The organism is Roseateles saccharophilus (assembly GCF_031458095.1).
GTDB lineage: Bacteria > Pseudomonadota > Gammaproteobacteria > Burkholderiales > Burkholderiaceae_C > Pelomonas > Pelomonas saccharophila_A.
Window position 1 is genome coordinate 298905 of record NZ_JAVDXU010000001.1, and the last position, 16393, is coordinate 315297.

At 68.8% G+C, this 16393-nt stretch carries 19 protein-coding genes; 8 read left to right on the forward strand and 11 right to left on the reverse strand.

The window, feature by feature from the left end:
- Positions 1-30: 30 nt before the first annotated feature.
- Entirely contained in the window at positions 31-537 is a 507-nt protein-coding gene (locus tag J2X20_RS01225; RefSeq protein WP_310259672.1) for a DUF1269 domain-containing protein, read from the reverse strand.
- Between the two features lie 114 nt (positions 538-651).
- Between J2X20_RS01225 and lspA the strand changes: the two genes are divergently transcribed.
- Positions 652-1146, forward strand: coding sequence for a signal peptidase II (gene lspA / locus J2X20_RS01230; protein ID WP_310259676.1), 495 nt, complete (start codon positions 652-654; stop codon positions 1144-1146).
- A gap of 66 nt (positions 1147-1212) precedes the next feature.
- A complete protein-coding gene (locus tag J2X20_RS01235) occupies positions 1213-2682 on the forward strand; it encodes a hybrid sensor histidine kinase/response regulator (protein WP_310259679.1) in 1470 nt (489 codons plus the stop codon).
- Positions 2683-2689: 7 nt separating this feature from the next.
- On the opposite strand, the gene J2X20_RS01240 is transcribed toward J2X20_RS01235, so the two are convergent.
- Positions 2690-3679: a quinone oxidoreductase family protein gene (locus tag J2X20_RS01240; RefSeq protein WP_310259682.1), complete on the reverse strand. Its 990-nt coding sequence runs from the start codon at positions 3677-3679 to the stop codon at positions 2690-2692.
- Between the two features lie 62 nt (positions 3680-3741).
- Here J2X20_RS01240 and J2X20_RS01245 point away from each other — a divergent pair, with 62 nt between their 5' ends.
- The 6 genes from J2X20_RS01245 (at position 3742) to J2X20_RS01270 (ending at position 10129) form a co-directional block, all read left to right on the forward strand.
- Positions 3742-4644 carry a DMT family transporter gene (locus tag J2X20_RS01245; RefSeq protein WP_310259685.1) on the forward strand — a complete coding sequence of 301 codons (903 nt, stop codon included), beginning with the start codon at positions 3742-3744 and terminating at the stop codon, positions 4642-4644.
- Entirely contained in the window at positions 4644-5234 is a 591-nt protein-coding gene (locus tag J2X20_RS01250) for a pseudouridine synthase (RefSeq protein WP_310259688.1), read from the forward strand. Before J2X20_RS01245 ends, J2X20_RS01250 begins: the two co-directional genes overlap by 1 nt.
- Positions 5235-5939 carry an SDR family NAD(P)-dependent oxidoreductase gene (locus J2X20_RS01255; RefSeq protein WP_310259691.1) on the forward strand — a complete coding sequence of 235 codons (705 nt, stop codon included), beginning with the start codon at positions 5235-5237 and terminating at the stop codon, positions 5937-5939.
- 50 nt (positions 5940-5989) lie between these two features.
- Positions 5990-6838 (forward strand): Tim44 domain-containing protein, encoded by an 849-nt coding sequence (locus J2X20_RS01260; RefSeq protein ID WP_310259694.1) that lies wholly within the window; start codon positions 5990-5992, stop codon positions 6836-6838.
- Positions 6839-6918: 80 nt separating this feature from the next.
- Positions 6919-8931 carry a S9 family peptidase gene (locus J2X20_RS01265; protein WP_310259697.1) on the forward strand — a complete coding sequence of 671 codons (2013 nt, stop codon included), beginning with the start codon at positions 6919-6921 and terminating at the stop codon, positions 8929-8931.
- 7 nt (positions 8932-8938) lie between these two features.
- Positions 8939-10129: an acyltransferase family protein gene (locus J2X20_RS01270; RefSeq protein WP_310259700.1), complete on the forward strand. Its 1191-nt coding sequence runs from the start codon at positions 8939-8941 to the stop codon at positions 10127-10129.
- Here the strand turns inward: J2X20_RS01270 and J2X20_RS01275 are convergent.
- The 9 genes from J2X20_RS01275 to rpsP form a co-directional block, all read right to left on the reverse strand.
- A complete protein-coding gene (locus J2X20_RS01275) occupies positions 10099-10620 on the reverse strand; it encodes a histidine phosphatase family protein (protein WP_310259703.1) in 522 nt (173 codons plus the stop codon). The genes J2X20_RS01270 and J2X20_RS01275 overlap by 31 nt on opposite strands.
- Positions 10620-11381 (reverse strand): adenosylcobinamide-GDP ribazoletransferase, encoded by a 762-nt coding sequence (cobS, locus tag J2X20_RS01280; RefSeq protein WP_310259706.1) that lies wholly within the window; start codon positions 11379-11381, stop codon positions 10620-10622. The genes J2X20_RS01275 and cobS overlap by 1 nt, the downstream gene beginning before the upstream one ends.
- Positions 11382-11386: 5 nt before the next feature.
- Positions 11387-12412 (reverse strand): nicotinate-nucleotide--dimethylbenzimidazole phosphoribosyltransferase, encoded by a 1026-nt coding sequence (gene cobT, locus J2X20_RS01285; RefSeq protein ID WP_310259709.1) that lies wholly within the window; start codon positions 12410-12412, stop codon positions 11387-11389.
- A gap of 4 nt (positions 12413-12416) precedes the next feature.
- Positions 12417-13406, reverse strand: coding sequence for a CobD/CbiB family protein (locus J2X20_RS01290; RefSeq protein ID WP_310259712.1), 990 nt, complete (start codon positions 13404-13406; stop codon positions 12417-12419).
- Positions 13407-13429: 23 nt separating this feature from the next.
- Complete coding sequence (locus J2X20_RS01295) at positions 13430-14113, reverse strand: CoA pyrophosphatase (RefSeq protein WP_310259716.1); 684 nt, start codon at positions 14111-14113, stop codon at positions 13430-13432.
- A 64-nt stretch (positions 14114-14177) separates the two neighbouring features.
- The gene (gene rplS / locus J2X20_RS01300) at positions 14178-14531 is read right to left on the reverse strand and encodes a 50S ribosomal protein L19 (RefSeq protein ID WP_310259721.1); all 354 of its coding nucleotides are present in this window, start codon (positions 14529-14531) and stop codon (positions 14178-14180) included.
- A 126-nt stretch (positions 14532-14657) separates the two neighbouring features.
- Positions 14658-15398: a tRNA (guanosine(37)-N1)-methyltransferase TrmD gene (gene trmD / locus J2X20_RS01305; RefSeq protein ID WP_310259724.1), complete on the reverse strand. Its 741-nt coding sequence runs from the start codon at positions 15396-15398 to the stop codon at positions 14658-14660.
- A gap of 8 nt (positions 15399-15406) precedes the next feature.
- Positions 15407-15997 carry a ribosome maturation factor RimM gene (gene rimM / locus J2X20_RS01310; protein WP_310259727.1) on the reverse strand — a complete coding sequence of 197 codons (591 nt, stop codon included), beginning with the start codon at positions 15995-15997 and terminating at the stop codon, positions 15407-15409.
- A 5-nt stretch (positions 15998-16002) separates the two neighbouring features.
- The gene (gene rpsP, locus J2X20_RS01315) at positions 16003-16263 is read right to left on the reverse strand and encodes a 30S ribosomal protein S16 (protein ID WP_310259731.1); all 261 of its coding nucleotides are present in this window, start codon (positions 16261-16263) and stop codon (positions 16003-16005) included.
- Positions 16264-16393 lie beyond the last annotated feature (130 nt).

Sequence of the window (16393 nt, forward strand, 5' to 3'; positions counted from 1 at the left end):
CGTTCAGCGCGGCAAGACCGGGCGAGGGGCCTACGGAAACGCCGGGACGTTCGGCTCCACCCCCTCGAAGTGCGCTTCGGGGTGGGTGCGGGCCAGCAATTCCTCGATCTCGGTGATGCGCGAGCGCGGCACGTCAACGATGAGCAGGTATTGCCCTTGCGCGATGGCCTGCTCGAAGCGTTTCAGGCGCCGGCTCGGCGTCGAGCTGCCGATCATGCTGGACGACCAGGTGCCCAGCATGGCACCCACCGCCGCCAGGCCGATCACGACCGCCGCGGGCGAAGCCGCGCTGATGGCCAGGGCCGCCGCCACGCCGCCTGCCGCGCCCAGGCCCGAGCCGATCAGCGCCCCGCTCTGAGCCGCCTCGACGAGGTCCGAGGTCTGCAACACATTGGCCGCATGCAGGCCCTCCATGGGCGCGCCTTCCGCGGCGACGAAGTGGATGTGGTGTTCGGTGATGCGGGCGAGCAACAGCTCGTCCATGGTGCGCCGCGCGCTGCTCAGGTGGGGCAGCAACCAGTAGATGCGCTTTCTCATGGCATCGTCCTCCAGTGGTGGGAGCGCTTCCCTTCTACGCCCCTTCCTGTGCGCCTACAAGCCCTGCTTCGGCGGCAAGTTACATTGGCGGCCCTCGCCTCGCGACCCCAATCCATGCCTTCTCGCTCGTCGTCCTCGTCCTCCGGCCTGACCACCTGGCTGCTGATCGCCGCCCTCATCATCCTGGCCGACCAGCTCACCAAGGTCCTCATCCTGCGCACCTTCCAGCTCGGCGACGTACACCCTGTCACCAGCTTTTTCGACGTGGTGCGGGCCCACAACTTCGGCGCCGCCTTCAGCTTCCTGCACGGGGCCTCGGGCTGGCAGCGCTGGTTCTTCCTCGGCCTGGGTTTGGCGGCCGCCGCCTTCATCATCTGGATGCTGCGCCGCCATGGCCACCAGAAGCTGTTCGCCTGGGCTCTGACGCTGATCCTCGGCGGCGCCCTGGGCAATGTCATCGACCGCGCCATCCACGGCTATGTCGTGGACTTCATCCAGGTCCACGCCGGCGGCTGGTATTTCCCGGCCTTCAACGTCGCAGACAGCGCCATCACCGTGGGCGCCATCCTGCTGATCCTGGACGAACTGCGCCGCGTACGCCGAGCTTGAGCGCACTAGTTCACGGGGCAGAGTTGTGACGAGCGGTGACAATCGCGCGCCTTCTCGCCGCCACCGATGCTCCTCGACTTCGCCAGCTTGAGCCACTACGACTGGCTCGACGTTCCTCTGTGGGTCTTCGACCCCGAACAACAGCGCAATCTCTGGGCCAATGCCGCGGCCCTGCGCTTCTGGCATGCCGACAGCGCCGAGGAGTTCCTGTCGCGCGACTTCTCCGAGCATGGCGACGCGGTGCGCGAGCGCCTGGCCGTCACGGCGGCCGACCATGCCCAGGGCAAGATCGTCCGCGAGCAATGGACCCTCTACCCCAAGGGCGAGCCGACCCCGGTGATGCTGGTCTCGCGCGGCATGCGCACGCCGGACCGCCGCCAGGTCATGCTGTTTGCGGCCGACTCCCTCGGCGGAGGCGCCGACCTGGCCATGCTGCGCGGTGTCGAGGCCCTGCAGCACACCTCGGTGCGCATCGCCGTCTTCGGCCTCGAGCGCGGCGAGCTGCTGATGCGCAACCCGGCCGCCGCCCTGACCTTCGGCGACACCCCGCCCGGACCGGGCCAGAGCGAGTTCACCCGCCTTTTCGCCCATACCGGCGACGCCGCCAGCATCCTCGGCCGCGTGCAGCGCGGTGAGACCTGCCGCCAGGACGTCGAGCTGCAGACCCTGGCCGGCCTGCGCTGGCATGCCCTGGACGCGCGGCCCATGCGGGACCCCGTCACCGGGGACACCGTCATGCTTTTCAACGCCCGCGACATCGCCGATCTCAAGGCCAGCCAGGCCGCCCTGGTCGCGGCGCGCGAGGCCGCCGAGGCGGCCAGCCAGGCCAAGAGCAGCTTCCTGGCCAATATGAGCCATGAGATCCGCACGCCCATGAATGGCGTGCTCGGCCTGACCGAGCTGGTGCTGCAGACCGAGCTGAATGAACGCCAGCGGCGCTTCATCGGCATGGCCCACCAGTCCGCCAAGGGTCTGATGACCATCATCAACGACTTGCTGGACGTGGCCAAGATCGAGGCCGGCCGCATCGTCATCGACGAGCAGCCTTTCAGCCTGCACGACTGCCTGGGCGAGTCACTTCAACCCCTGCTGCTGCAGGCGCACGACAAGGGCATCCAGCTGCACGCCCTGGTGCAGCCCGGCGTGCCGTCCTGGATGATTGGCGACGCGCTGCGACTGCGCCAGGTGCTGATCAACCTGATCGGCAATGCCCTCAAGTTCACCGAACATGGCGAGGTGCGCGTCGAAATCGCGCTCGCCGATCCGCATGAGAGTGATGGGCCCGACCGCCTGCGTCTGCGCGTGGCCGTCACCGACACCGGCATCGGCATGACGCGCGACCAGATCGGCCAGATCTTCGACCCCTTCACCCAGGCCGACGGCAGCATCACGCGCCGCTACGGCGGCACTGGCCTGGGCCTGACCATCGTGCAGCGCCTCGTCGGGCTGATGGACGGCGAGATCACGGTGGAGAGCGAGCCCGGCGTGGGCTCCAGCTTCAGCTTCGAGCTGCAGCTGGGCCGCATCACGACCTGAACCCCGGTCAGGGCAGCAGCACGGCGCTGCCGAGCAGCTGGCGAGCTTCCAGGTCGCGGTGCGATCGCGCAGCGTCGGACAGCGCATAACGCTGGTCGATGCGGATCTTCACCTGGCCGCTGGCCACCATCCCGAACAGCTCGTCGCCCATGGCCTGCGTCGCCTCATGCGTGGCAATGTGGGTGAACAGCGTCGGCCGCGTCACATAGAGCGAGCCCTTGGCCGCCAGCGTCCCGACGCTGAAGGGCGGCACCGGGCCCGAAGCGCCACCGAAGCTGGCCAGCAGGCCGAAGGGTGCGAGGCTGTTCAGCGAGCCTTCCCAGGTGTCGGCGCCGACCGAGTCATAGACCACCTTCACGCCCCGCCCGGCCGTGATCTCACGCACCTTGGCAGCGAAATCGACGTCGCGGCGGTAGTTGATGGCATGCGCCGCGCCATGCTCCAGCGCGAGCTGGCATTTCTCGTCGCTGCCTGCGGTGCCAATCAATTGCAAGCCCAGCGCACGGGCCCATTGGCAGGCGATCAGCCCGACGCCGCCGGCCGCGGCGTGGAAGAGCACATGGTCGCCCGGCTGCAGCCCGCCCTGGGGCAGGGTCTTGCGCAGCAGGTATTGCACCGTCAGGCCCTTGAGCATCATGGCCGCGCCGGTCTCGAAGGAGATGGCTTCGGGCAGCTTGAGCACACATTTGGCCGGCATCACGCGCGCCGTGGCATAGGCGCCGGGCGGGTTGCTCGCATAGGCAGCGCGATCGCCCGGTTTCAGGTGGGTGACGCCCTCGCCCACCGCCTCGACGACGCCCGCACCTTCCATGCCCAGCCGCGCCGGCAGCGGCAGCGCGTAGGTGCCGTTGCGGTGGTACACGTCGATGTAGTTCAGCCCGCAGGCCTCGTGGCGGATGCGGATCTCGCCCGGTCCGGGTGCGCCGACCTCCACGTCCACCAGCTTCAGTTGCTGCGGGCCTCCCGGGGCCTCGATGACGATGGCCTTTTCACTCATGCGAAGTCTCCTGTTGCGAGGTCGGCTATCGTGCCAGCCCTTTGCATCTCTCGCCGTCGTTGATGAAGCTGACCCCACGCCTTGCTGTGCTGCTGGCCGTGCCGCCCCTGCTCTGGGCCGGCAACGCCGTCATCGGCCGCCTGGTGCGCAACGACATCCCGCCGATGGCGCTGAACGCGCTGCGCTGGCTGATCGCCTTCCTGCTGCTGGCCCCGCTGGCGCGCCGGCTGCTGGCCGACCCGCGCGAGGCCTTGAAGCGCTGGCGCGGTCTGGCTTGGCTGGGCTTTCTCGGCATGGGTTGCTACAACTCGCTGCAATACCTGGCCCTGCATACCTCGTCGCCGCTGAATGTCACGCTGATCACCGCCAGCATGCCGGTCTGGATGCTGGGCGTGGGCGCCATCTTCTACGGCGTGAAGCCGGCGCGCCGCCAGCTGGCGGGGGCAGCCTTGTCGCTGCTGGGCGTGGCCGTCGTCATTGCTCGCGGCGACCCGCAGGCCTTGCTGGCCGTGCATTTCGTGCCCGGCGACCTGCTGATGCTGGTGGCCCTGTTCACCTGGGCCATCTACTCCTGGATGCTGGCCCGGCCCGCACCCGGCCTGCGGCCGGCTGAGCGGCCGGACTGGAACTGGGCCGAGTCGCTGATGTCGCAGCTGATGTTCGGCGTCGTGTTCTCAGGGCTGGCGGCCGGCGCCGAGCAGGTCGTCGCGCCGGCGCCCATCCACTGGAGCCCGATGCTGGTCGCGGTGCTGGCCTATGTGGCCATCTGCCCGTCACTGATCGCCTACCGCTGCTGGGGCCTGGGCGTGGCCGAGGCAGGGCCGGCCCTGGCCGGCTTCTTCGTCAACCTGACGCCGGTGTTCGCCGCCGTCATCTCGGCGGCCCTGCTCGGCGTGGCGCCGGCCTGGTATCACGGCCTGGCCTTCCTGCTGATCGCCGCAGGCATCCTGGTGTCGTCACGCTGATGCAGGTGCTGCACGTCGACGATCGCCTGGTCGTCATCGCCAAGCCCGCCGGCCTGCTCAGCGTGCCGGGTCGCACGGAGCCGGATTGCGCCAGCGCGCAGGTGCAGGCTCTCTACCCGGATGCACTGATCGTGCACCGGCTGGACCAGGCCACATCAGGCCTGCTGCTGTTTGCGCGCGGCATCGAGGCCCAGCGCGAACTCAGCGCCGATTTCGCCGGGCGCCGCGTCAGCAAGCTCTATATCGCCGTCGTCGCCGGCCATCTGGAAGGCGAAGGCCTGATCGACCTGCCCGTCGGCGCCGACTGGCCGAATCGCCCGCGCCAGCAGGTCGACCTCGAAAGCGGCAGGCCCTCGCAGACGCGCTGGCACGTGCTGGCCCACGAGGGCGACCACACGCGCGTCGCCCTCGAGCCGCTGACCGGCCGCAGCCATCAATTGCGCGTGCATCTCGCCCATCTGGGCCATGCCATCCTGGGCGACACGCTCTACGCCGCGCCCGACATCGCTGCCGCCAGCCCGCGCCTGCTGCTGCATGCGAGCGAACTGCATGTCGGCGGCCACCACTTCATCTGCGCACCGGAGTTCTGAATGCATCTCTACATCGTCACCGGCAGCTCCCGTGGCCTGGGCGCTGCCCTGGTTCAACAGCTGACCCAAGCCGGCAACACCGTCATCGGCATCGCCCGCAAGCTCAACCCCGAGTTGCAGGCCGAGCAATGGTCGCTGGACCTCACCGACCCCAGCAACGCCGCCGAGCACCTGCAAGCCTGGCTGCGCGTCAATACGGGCTGGCAGAGCGCCACGCTGATCAACAACGCCGCCCTGCTGAGCGAGCCGGGCCCGCTGGCAGCGTCTGAGCTCTCCGAGTTGTCCGCCGCCCTGCGCGTGGGCCTCGAAGCGCCCACGCTGCTGAGCCGAGTCTTCCTGGCCGAGACCTCAGGCGTGCCCCAGCGCCGCATCCTGAATATCTCCTCGGGCCTGGGCCGGCGCGCCATAGCCGGCAGCGCCGCCTATTGCGCGATCAAGGCCGGCCTGGACCACCTCAGCCGTGCCCTCGCCTTGGAGGAACCCGAGGTCGGCATCGTGTCGCTGGCTCCCGGCGTCATCGACACCGACATGCAGGTCCAGCTGCGCGGTGCCGACCCGGCGCGCTTCCCCGAGCAGACGCGCTTCCAGGGCCTGAAGGACGGCGGCCAATTGCAGACCGCCGAGGCGACGGCGGCTTCCATAGTTCGGTATTTCATGCGACCAGACTTCGGAAAAACCGTCGTCGCTGACATCCGAGATACTTGAAAATCCTGAACTGAGCCCGCAGCTTCGGGCTCGCTCTTCAGGAGACTCGTTTGAACCGCATCCTCGCTGTCACCTTGGCCGCCCTGCTGGCCGTCGCCCTGCCCGTCCATGACGCTGAAGCCAAGCGCCTGAGCGGTGGCGGCATGAAGCGCAGCGTGCCCACCCAGACCACCCCCCAGACGCCGCCGGCCCAGCAGCCGGCGCCCCAGCAGGCGGCTCCCAACAAGCAGGCAGCAGCAACGCCAGCCGCGCCTGCCGCCGCCCCCAAGCGCTCCTGGCTCGGCCCCATCGCCGGCTTGGCCGCAGGCCTGGGCCTGGCCGCGCTGGCCAGCCATTTCGGCCTGGGCGGCGAACTGGCCAGCCTGATGACGCTGCTGCTGCTCGGCATCGTCGCCGTCTTCGTGATCCGCTTCCTGGTGCGTCGCTTTGCTTCGCCCAAGCCGCAGCTGGCGGGTGCCAACGGCGCCAGCTTGCGTGCCGCCGAACCGGCATGGATTCCCGCACCCATGGCGGCGGCCAGCGCAGCAACCGTTGCACCGGCCGACTTTGATACCGAAGGCTTCGAGAAGCTGGCCAAGCAGGTCTTCATCCGCCTGCAGGCTGCCAACGATGCCGGCGACCAGGCCGACCTGCGCCGCTTCACGACGCCGCAGATGTACGCCAGCATCCAGCACGACCTGCTGGAGCGCGGTGCCCAGACCCAGAGCACCGAGGTGCTGCAGCTCGACGCCCGCGTCGTCGACGTCGCCACCGAGGACGGCCAGCAAATCGTCTCCGTGCGCTTCTCGGGCCTGGTGCGCGAAAAGAGTGAGCAGGCGGCCGAGGACTTCGATGAGGTCTGGCATCTGGTCAAGGCCGGCGAGGGCTGGCTGATCGCCGGCATCCAGCAGACGGCATGACCCAAGTCATGCCGGGTTAGACCCGAGGCCGGGCAGACCGAGAATGGGCGCTTCGAGCGCCCATTCCCTTTTGAGGCCCCATGATTCGCATCCGTCTTTCCGTCTGCGCCCTGAGCACGGCCTTGCTGGCCGCCTGCGCGTCCTCCACCACCTCCACGCCTGCCCCCACGGCCGTCGTCGCCCCCAATGCCAACCTGGTCGTCCAGGGCATCCCGGCCGTGCCGCAATCCCTCGCGGACGCCGTTGGCCGCTACAACGACTTCCGCGGCCACGCCTTCTCCGATTGGCACCCCACGCAGCGCGAGATGCTGGTCAGCCACCGCAAGGCCGGCGCCAACACCGCCCAGATCTTCCGCGTGACGACGCCGCTGACCGACGGCGAGCAACTGACCGACGGCATCGATCCCGTCACCCGCGCCAGCTACGAGCCGCGCAAGGGCCAGTACATCGTCTTCGAGCGCGCCACCGGCGGCAATGAGGTCGCCCAGATCTACCGCCTGCCGCTGACCCGAGCCGGCGCCCAGCCGGTGCTGCTGACCAATCCCGACGAGCGCCATTCGATCAACGCCTGGCTGCGCAAGAGTGGCCGCCTCGTCTACTCCTCGGTGCCCATCGACCGCACCGCCCAGGGCGGCACGCGCACCAAGATCACGACGACGCTGTGGCTGATGGACCCCGAAAAGCCCGAAGGCCGGCGCAAGCTGGCCGAACTCGATGGCGGGGGCTGGGCAGCCAGCCGTCCTTCGCCCGACGAGCGCCTGATCTCCTTGACACGCTATCTGTCGGCCAACGAATCGCAGATCTGGATGCTGGACCTGGACAGCGGCGTACCCAAGCAGGTGGCACCGGCCATAGGCAGCCAGGAAACCAAGGCCACCTATTCGCCGGCCGGCTGGACGGCCGACGGTCGCTCCCTGTGGATCGCCAGCGACCGCGCCGGCGAGTTCCGCGAGCTGATGAAGCTGGACCTGGGCAGCGGCCGCATCGACCGCATCAGCGGCCACATCCCCTGGGACGTCAGCGGTGTCACGCTGACCGAGGACCGCAGCAAGCTGGCGGCCCAGTTCAATGTCGACGGCCGCGACGAGCTGCATTTCTTTGACGCCGCCACGGCCAAGGAAATGCCCGCTGCCGCATTGCCCAAACTGCCCGAAGGCAACGTCGGCAGCGCGTCCTATCACCACGGCAACGGCGAGCTCGCCTTTTCGATCAGCAATGCCCAGGGGCCCAGCCAGATCTATTCGCTGGGCGCGGACGGCAAGGTCCAGCAATGGACGCGCGCCGCCAGCAGCCTCGACACCACGGGCTTCAGCGAGCAGAAGATCGTCCGCTGGAAGAGCTTTGACGGCACGACGATCTCGGGCCTGCTCACCCCGCCGCCCAAGAAGTTCAGCGGCAAGCGCCCGGTGCTGATCTCCATCCACGGCGGCCCCGAGTCCCAGGCCAGCTTCGGCTTCCTCGGCCGCAATGTCTACTATGTGCAGGAACTGGGCATGGCCCTGATCCAGCCCAACGTGCGCGGTTCCAGCGGCTATGGCAAGAGCTTCCTGGCCATGGACAACGGCTTCAAGCGCGAGGACTCGGTCAGGGACATCGGCGCCCTGCTCGACTGGATCGCGACCCAGCCCGACCTCGACGCCTCGCGCGTCCTGGTCACCGGCGGCAGCTACGGCGGCTACATGACGCTGGCCGTGTCGACCAACTATTCCGACCGCATCGCCGGATCCATCGACGTGGTCGGCATCTCCCACTTCGTGACCTTCCTGAACAACACCGAGAGCTATCGCCGCGACCTGCGCCGCGTCGAATACGGCGACGAGCGCGATCCGGCGATGAAGGCCCACCTGGAGAAGATCTCGCCGCTGACCAATGCAGCCAAGATCAAGAAGCCCCTCTTCGTCATCCAGGGCAAGAACGACCCGCGCGTGCCCTATACCGAGGCGGAGCAGATCGTCGCCACCGTGCGCCAGGGCGGAACCAAGGTCTGGTATCTGCGCGCCGAGAACGAGGGCCATGGCTTCCAGAAGAAGGACAACCAGGACTTCCAGTTCTACGCCACCGTGCTGTTCATGCAGCAGACGGTGCTGAAGTAGGCCGGGCTTGGACCTGCTCGGCCCCGTCAGCCCCCTGCCCGCCGTCGCGGCGCTGCTGCTGGCCTTTGCCACCGCAGCGCTGCTGCAGCGGCGCTCCGGTGCACCCCAGGCGCCGGGCCGCTTTGCCGGCATCGATGGCCTGCGCGGCTATCTGGCCCTGGGCGTCTTTCTGCACCACGCCTGCATCTGGTATTTCTATCAGCACAGCGGCGAGTGGAAGCTGCCGCCGTCGCGGCTTTACACCCACCTGGGCCACAGCAGCGTCGCGGTCTTCTTCATGATCACGGGCTTCCTGTTCTTCTCCAAGCTGATCGACTCGCGCCAGCGCCCGCTGGACTGGCTGAAGCTGTTCGTGTCGCGGCTGCTGCGCCTGCTGCCGCTGTATCTCGTCGTCATGGGGCTGTTGTTCGTGACGGTGGCCGTGCTGTCCGGCGGCGAGTTGCACGAGCCCGCGCGCACCGTCACCAAGCAGGCCCTGCGCTGGCTGGGCTTCACGATGTACGGCAACCCGCCGATCAACCAGGTCGAGGCGACCAAGATCGTCGTTGCCGGCGTGACCTGGTCCCTGCCCTATGAATGGTTCTTCTACGGCATGCTGCCGCTGCTGGCGCTGACCGTGGGCGTGCGGGCGCGCTGGCCCTATCTGCTGCTGGGGCTCGTGAGCCTGCTGGCGCTGCTGGACTGGCATGCCCTGCCCGTGCATCTGTGGGCCTTTGCCGGCGGCATTGCAGCGGCCTGGGCGGTGCGTTGGCCCGCGCTGTGCCGGTTGGCCCCAAGCCGCGTCGCCAGCCTGCTCATCCTGGCAGCGGTTGCCGCGGTGGGCCTCTTCCCCCTGGCCACCGACTATGGCGTGCTGGTGCCGCTGACCATCGCCTTCGTGCTGGTCGCCTGCGGCAACACGCTGTTCGGCCTGCTGCTGCATCCCGCCTCAAGACTGCTGGGCGAGATGGCCTACAGCATCTATCTGCTGCACGGCTTGCTGCTGTTCGGTCTCTTCCATTTCGCGCTCGGTGCGGACCGCGCGGCTCTAGACGCCGGCGTCCACTGGGCCTGGGCCCTGGCGCTGGCTCCCGTCCTGGTGCTCGTCAGCCATGTCAGCTTCCGCTTCATCGAGGCCCCGGCGATGCAGGCCACGCCAGCGTTGACGGCGGCGCTGCGCCGCCGCTTTCAGAGATCGCCGGACAGGCTGCCGGCATAGGCCAGCGGCTTGGGCCAACTGGCCGGCGTCGGCGCTTCGCCACGCCAGCGGCGGGCAGTGATCCAGCCGCCATGTCCCACCACCAGGGCGCAAGGCGGCTGCCAGGCCGCGGCACGCGCGAACAGCGCATTCAGCGACTCGCCACCCTCGAAATCAAAGCCGCAGAAGTCGTCCATCCAGCGCTCGAACTCGGTCGGCGCGATCTCGGTCCAGGGCTTGCCGTCCCAGCGGCCGAAGTCCGCCTCGGCCAGCGCCGCATCGACCCGCCAGCGAAAGCCCCAGCACCGCAGCCAGCGGCCTACGGCTGCGGCACGCAGCAGCGGCGACGTGACGATCTCGCGTGGCAGGTCATGGCGGCGCGCATGGGCGCGGATGCGATGCGCCAGCCGCTTGGCCTTGCGGGGATCGACCGGCAGATCGGTGCGCGCGCCGATGCAGCGCCCCTCGGCGCCACGCGGCTTGGGGTGGCGCCAGATCGTGAAGGCGGCCATCAGGCGGACGCCGTGAAGGCCAGCAGCACCGCGATCTCGGCGAGCTGCTCGGTGGCCCCCAGGCCGTCGCCCGTGTAGCCGCCCAGGCGGCGGCGCAGCCAGTCGCGCATCAGCAGCGCGACGACGGCCGCGGCCGTCAACGCGGCCAGCAATCGCAGGGGTGGAACGCCCATTGCCGCCAGTGCCAGGCTCAGCAGCCCGCACCAGCCCAGCGCCATGCCGAAATTGCGCGGCGCCACTGCCAGCGCCAGCGGCTTGGCCTTGGCATGCTCGACATCGCCGCCATAGGGCAGGCTGACCATGACGCCCACGGCCGCAGCGCGCGCCAGCGCATGGCTGGCCAGCAAGGCAGCGACAGCCCCCACCAGGGGCCGTTGCGCCAGCACGGCCAGCAGAGCAGCGCGCAGCAGCAGCGACAGCCCCAGGGCCAGCGCGCCATAGCTGCCGATGCGCGAGTCCTTCATGATGGCCAGCGCCTTGTCGCGGCCGACCACCCCGCCCAGCGCATCGAAGGTATCGGCCAGGCCATCCTCGTGGAAGCCGCCGGTCAATGCCACGGTGGCGGCCAGCGCGAGCAAGGCGGCAATCCAGGCGGGCCACAGCTGCGCAGCCCCCACCAGCACTGCGGCGCCGCATGCGCCGACCAACACGCCCACCAACGGGAAATGCCGAACGCAGTCGTTCAGCCAGGCCGGCTCGAAGCGGTTCAGCCGCACCGGCAGCCGGGTCAGGAATTGCAGCGCGACGATGAAGAGCCGCACGGCGATCAGTCCTTGTTGCTGACTCCGGCGCTCTCGAAGCTCGCCATGTCGGCCAGCAGCGCACAGGCCGCCGTCAGCAGCGGCCAGGCCAGGGCGGCGCCGCTGCCCTCGCCCAGGCGCAGGTCCAGGTCGAGCAGCGGGCGCGCGCCCAGCTGCTGCAGCCAGCGCGCGTGCGGTCCTTCAGCCGAGCGATGCGCGAACACGCAGGCCGCAAGCACGCCGGGGCGCAGCGCCTCGGCCAGCGCCACGGCGGCCGTCGTGATGAAGCCGTCGACGACGACGACGCGGCGCTGGGCCGCGGCGGCGATGACGCTGCCGGCCATGGTGACGATCTCGAAGCCACCGAGCGCCGCGGCGACCTGCAACGGTGTCTGCGCAGCGGCATTGGCCGCCAGGGCCTCGCCAAGGATGCCGAGCTTGCGCGCCACGCCGGCGTCGTCCAGCCCTGTGCCCCGGCCCACGCAATCGGCCAGCGGCAGGCCGGTCAGGCGCTGCATCAGCAGGCTGGCCGACGAGGTGTTGCCGATGCCCATCTCGCCCAGCAGCAGCGCATTGCCGGGCAGGCGCTCGGCCAGGGCCATGCCATTGCGCAGCGCGCGCTCGGCCTGTTCGATGGACATCGCCGGTCCGGCGCTCGCGTCCGCCGTGCCGGCCGCGATGCGCAAATCGACGGCGCCCTCAGCCAGCGACGCATCGACGCCGCAGTCGGCGATCGTCAGCGCCAGGCCCTGCTGGCGGGCCAGCACAGAAACGGCCGCACCGCCGGCCAGCATATTGGCCACCATCTGCGGCGTGACCTCGCGCGGATAGGCTGACACGCCGCGCCGCGACAGGCCATGGTCGGCCGCATAGACGACGAGTTGCGGTTGCTGCAGCGCGGGTTTCTCAACACCCTGGATCAGCGCGAGCTGCAGGGCCAGCGCCTCGATGCGGCCCAGGGCGCCCAAAGGCTTGGTCTTGTGGTCGAGGGCATGCTGGACGCGCGCGGCAAATCCAGGCTCAGCCAGGGCTGGCAGTTCGGAGAAGTTCATGGGATCAGCCGACGAGGTTGGCAAGAGTCAGCAGCGCCAGCAGCAGCATCCACAGCACGACCGAGCGCCAGACCAGGCCGACGACGCTTTGCAGATGGCCCAGTTGGGGCGGCGCACCGGCCGTCGAGCCGGCGGCACCGGTGGACTCGGGCTCGAAGCCGGCATCGAAGGTCTTGCTGCGGTCCGGCGTCACGCCGGGCGCGGCCGCACCGCCGAGCTGCAGGCCGACGGCGCCGGCCGCTGACGCGAGGATGATGCCTTCGTTGGAATGCAGCCAGAGGCTGGCATCGCGGCGCCAGCCGTTCACGGCTTCCTCGAAGTTGCCGACGATGGCAAAGCCGGTGGCCGTCAGCCGCGCCGGCACATGGTCGATGAGGCCGAAGGCCTGGCGCGACAGCGCGAGCAGGCGCGGGTTGGTCGGCGCGTCCAGCGTGCGGCTCTTAAAGGCCCAGTAGCGGCCGGCGAACTCGGCCATCCGGTAGAGCACGGCGCCGGCCGGGCCGAGGCCGAGGGTCGAGCAGACGATGAACCAGAAGAACACGCCGAAGACATGGCGGTGTGCCGCCAGCAGCGAATGCTCGATGACGTGGCGGATCAACTCGGTACGCGGCAGCTCGCTGGCATCCAGATGTCGCCACTCGGCCAGCAACTGGCGTGCGGTGGCGTCGTCGCCCCGCTCGAGGGCGTCGCGGATGTCCGTGTAGTAGTGGCTGAACTGGCGGAAGCCCAGGGTCAGGTAAAGGATGAGGACATCCAGCCCCAGGGCCAGCAGCACGCTGAAGTGGCGCAACGCCCAGTAGACCAGGGCGACCGCCAGGCCCGGCACCAGGACCGTGATGGCCCAGACGACGGCCGCGTGATGCTCGTCGCCGGCGTCGAAGTTGCGGCCCGTCCAGCGCACCCAGCCGATGACCGACTGGTGCACGCGGTTGCCGTGCCTCAGGGGCTTGAGTTGCTCACACAGCAGAGCCAGCAGCACCGCGAAGAAATTCATGGGCCGGGATGATAGTGGCGCGCTCAGGCGTCGCTGAGCAGTCGGTAGAAGTTGCGCAACATTGCGGCCGTCGCCCCCCAGATGAAGTACTCGCGCTCAGGGCCCTGCCAGGGCATGGACATGAAGCGCCTCTCGGCGCCCGCGAACTCGAAGCGATGGTGGCGGTGGTGGGCCGGATTCATCAGGAAGGCCAGCGGCACCTCGAAGGCTTCGGCGACTTCGAAGTCGTCGAGCTTGAGCGTGAACTCGGGCTCGACCAGGCCGACGACCGGGGTCACCTGGAAGGCCGTCACCGTCGAATAGACGGGCAGCTGGCCGATGATCTCGATGTGCTGCCGCGACAAGCCGATCTCCTCCTCGGTCTCGCGCAGGGCCGTCCCGACCGGACCGTCGTCCTCGGGCTCGACGCGTCCGCCCGGAAAGCTGATCTGGCCGGCGTGGTCGCGCAGATGGTCGGTGCGCCGGGTCAGCAGCAGGTTCAGGCCGGCCTCGCGCTGCACCAGGGGCACCAGCACGGCGGCGCCGGCGGGCTCGCGATCGGCGAACAGGCCGCCGTCACCGGCGAACTCGGGCGTCCAGGCCGCGACGGCGGCCAGGCGGGCGCGCACGGCCGAGGCGGTCAGCGCGAGATCGGGCACCGCGGGGAGATGGTCGTCGACGCTCGTGACCGGCACGAGCTGGGGCTGGGTGATCGCTGGACGTTTCATGCGGAAAAACAAAAGCCGCCGAGAGCGTACGCCCTGGCGGCTTTGGCGGTGGGATACCGGCCGATTAGGCCAGCTTCTCCTTGATACGTGCCGACTTGCCCGAACGCTGGCGGAGGTAGTACAGCTTGGCGCGACGGACGTCGCCGCGGCGCTTGACTTCGATCGAGGCGATCAGCGGGCTGTAGAGCTGGAAGGTACGCTCGACGCCTTCGCCGCTGGAGATCTTGCGGACGATGAAGCTGCTGTTCAGGCCGCGGTTGCGCTTGGCAATCACGACGCCTTCGTAGGCCTGCACGCGCTTGCGGCTGCCTTCAACGACGTTGACGCTGACGATGACGGTGTCGCCAGGGGCGAAAACCGGAATGGTCTTGTTCAGGCGAGCAATTTCTTCTTGCTCAAGGGTTTGGATCAGGTCCATCTGTACTCCTAGGGATCTTGGCGGAACGCTATTTATCGGGATGTTTGCAGCCCGGAATTTCCGGACCACTCGACCCGCCAGAGGATCGGACAGCCCGCAAGTATAGCCCGAGGACGAGGGTTTTGCCTAGAGCTTGGCCAGGAAGGCCTCGTCGGCCTTGCTGAGCCTGCCGGCCGCCCGGGCGGCGGCGATCAGGTCGGGACGGCGGGCGGAGGTCAGGGCCAGGGACTGCTCGCGGCGCCAACGGCGGATGTCGGCATGGTGGCCGGACAGCAGCACGGGCGGGACCTCGCGGCCGTCCGGAAGGACTTCGGGGCGGCTGTAATGCGGGCAGTCCAGCAGGCCATCCGAGAAGCTGTCCTGCTGATGGGACTTCGCGTCACCCAGCACGCCCTCCTGCAGACGCGCGATGGCGTCCAGCAGGGTGATGGCCGGCAGTTCGCCGCCGGACAGCACGAAGTCGCCCAGACTGAGTTCCAGCGTCACATGGCGGTCCAGCACGCGCTGGTCTATGCCTTCATAGCGGCCACAGAGCAGGATGGCACCGGGACCGGCTGCAAGTTCCTGCACGCGGCCCTGGTCGATGCGCGCACCGGTGGGCGTGAAGTGGATGACGGCCGGCGCCCCTTCGCCACGATCGGCCTTGACGGCCGCCAGCGCCTTCTCCAGCGGCTCGGCCAGCATGACCATGCCCGGGCCGCCGCCATAGGTGCGGTCGTCGACGCGGCGGTAGTTGTCTTCGGCGAAATCGCGCAGCGGCCACAGGCGCACGTCGACCTGGCGGCTCTCGAAGGCGCGCCGCGTGACGCCATGCGTCAGATGCGGCGCGAACAGCTCCGGGAAGATCGTCAGGACGTCGAAGCGCATGGCTTCAATCAGAAGTCGAGGCCCCAGTCGACCGTGATCCGCTTGGCTTCGAGGTTCACGTCATCGATGAAGTTGCCGACAAAGGGAATCAGCCTTTCCTGGTCGGGTTTGGCGGGCTCTTCCACGCCGGGCGGCAGGATGCGCAGCACGGCATGCGGGCCGGTGTCGATCAGGCCGATGACGCGGCCCAGGGCCTGCGATTCGCGGTTGACGACCTCCAGGCCGATCAGGTCGATCCAGTAGTACTCGCCGTCGGGCGTGCGTGGAAAGTCGCTGCGGGGAACATAGATCTCATGGCCGCGCAGGGCCTCGGCCGCATTGCGGTCGTCCACGCCTTCGGCCATGGCGACGATGCCCTCGCCTTGCTCGCGCACCGAGCGCACCGCCAGCATCAACTGGCCGGGTTTGGGACCGGTGGCCTTGAGGAACCAGCGCTTGGCGCTGAACAACGCGTCGGCGTCGGCCGAATAGGCCTGCACCTTGAGGCCGCCCTTGATGCCCCAGGCATCCAGGATGCGGCCCACCGGCACGAGATCGTCGGGCCAGGAAGCAAAAGACGGCGCCGAAGCGCCGTCTTGCTGAGGCTTGTTGCCTGCCACGCGCTTTAGGCGGCGGCGACAGCAGCCGTCTTGGCTTCGCCAACCAGGCGGGCCACGGTGGGCGACAGCTGGGCGCCGACACCGATCCAGTAGCTCACGCGGTCCTGCTCGACGCGCAGCTTCTCGGCAGCGCCGGAAGCGACGGGGTTGTAGAAGCCGACGCGCTCGATGAAGCGGCCGTCACGACGCTGGCGGCTGTTGGCGACGACGATGTTGTAGAAGGGGCGCTTCTTGGAGCCGCCGCGGGCCAGACGAATCACAACCATGATGTTTCCTAAAAATTGGGCGACCACTGCACGAGGAGACACTCAGGGCGAGCAAGTCGAATGGCAGGAGCCCCTGCCGGGGGAGGCGCTGTAGATACGCCGCAGCCATCTGCGACCAGCACCAAACCCA

What these genes read in the sequence shown, in the direction of transcription:
- lspA (WP_310259676.1), top strand. Translation starts at nt 652, where the DNA reads ATGCCTTCTCGCTCGTCGTCCTCGTCCTCCGGCCTGACCACCTGGCTG.
- J2X20_RS01290 (WP_310259712.1), bottom strand. Translation starts at nt 13,406, where the DNA reads ATGAATTTCTTCGCGGTGCTGCTGGCTCTGCTGTGTGAGCAACTCAAG.
- J2X20_RS01225 (WP_310259672.1), bottom strand. Translation starts at nt 537, where the DNA reads ATGAGAAAGCGCATCTACTGGTTGCTGCCCCACCTGAGCAGCGCGCGG.
- rpsP (WP_310259731.1), bottom strand. Translation starts at nt 16,263, where the DNA reads ATGGTTGTGATTCGTCTGGCCCGCGGCGGCTCCAAGAAGCGCCCCTTC.
- rplS (WP_310259721.1), bottom strand. Translation starts at nt 14,531, where the DNA reads ATGGACCTGATCCAAACCCTTGAGCAAGAAGAAATTGCTCGCCTGAAC.
- J2X20_RS01265 (WP_310259697.1), top strand. Translation starts at nt 6,919, where the DNA reads ATGATTCGCATCCGTCTTTCCGTCTGCGCCCTGAGCACGGCCTTGCTG.
- cobT (WP_310259709.1), bottom strand. Translation starts at nt 12,412, where the DNA reads ATGAACTTCTCCGAACTGCCAGCCCTGGCTGAGCCTGGATTTGCCGCG.
- J2X20_RS01235 (WP_310259679.1), top strand. Translation starts at nt 1,213, where the DNA reads ATGCTCCTCGACTTCGCCAGCTTGAGCCACTACGACTGGCTCGACGTT.
- J2X20_RS01245 (WP_310259685.1), top strand. Translation starts at nt 3,742, where the DNA reads ATGAAGCTGACCCCACGCCTTGCTGTGCTGCTGGCCGTGCCGCCCCTG.
- J2X20_RS01240 (WP_310259682.1), bottom strand. Translation starts at nt 3,679, where the DNA reads ATGAGTGAAAAGGCCATCGTCATCGAGGCCCCGGGAGGCCCGCAGCAA.
- trmD (WP_310259724.1), bottom strand. Translation starts at nt 15,398, where the DNA reads ATGCGCTTCGACGTCCTGACGATCTTCCCGGAGCTGTTCGCGCCGCAT.
- J2X20_RS01275 (WP_310259703.1), bottom strand. Translation starts at nt 10,620, where the DNA reads ATGGCCGCCTTCACGATCTGGCGCCACCCCAAGCCGCGTGGCGCCGAG.
- J2X20_RS01250 (WP_310259688.1), top strand. Translation starts at nt 4,644, where the DNA reads ATGCAGGTGCTGCACGTCGACGATCGCCTGGTCGTCATCGCCAAGCCC.
- J2X20_RS01255 (WP_310259691.1), top strand. Translation starts at nt 5,235, where the DNA reads ATGCATCTCTACATCGTCACCGGCAGCTCCCGTGGCCTGGGCGCTGCC.
- J2X20_RS01295 (WP_310259716.1), bottom strand. Translation starts at nt 14,113, where the DNA reads ATGAAACGTCCAGCGATCACCCAGCCCCAGCTCGTGCCGGTCACGAGC.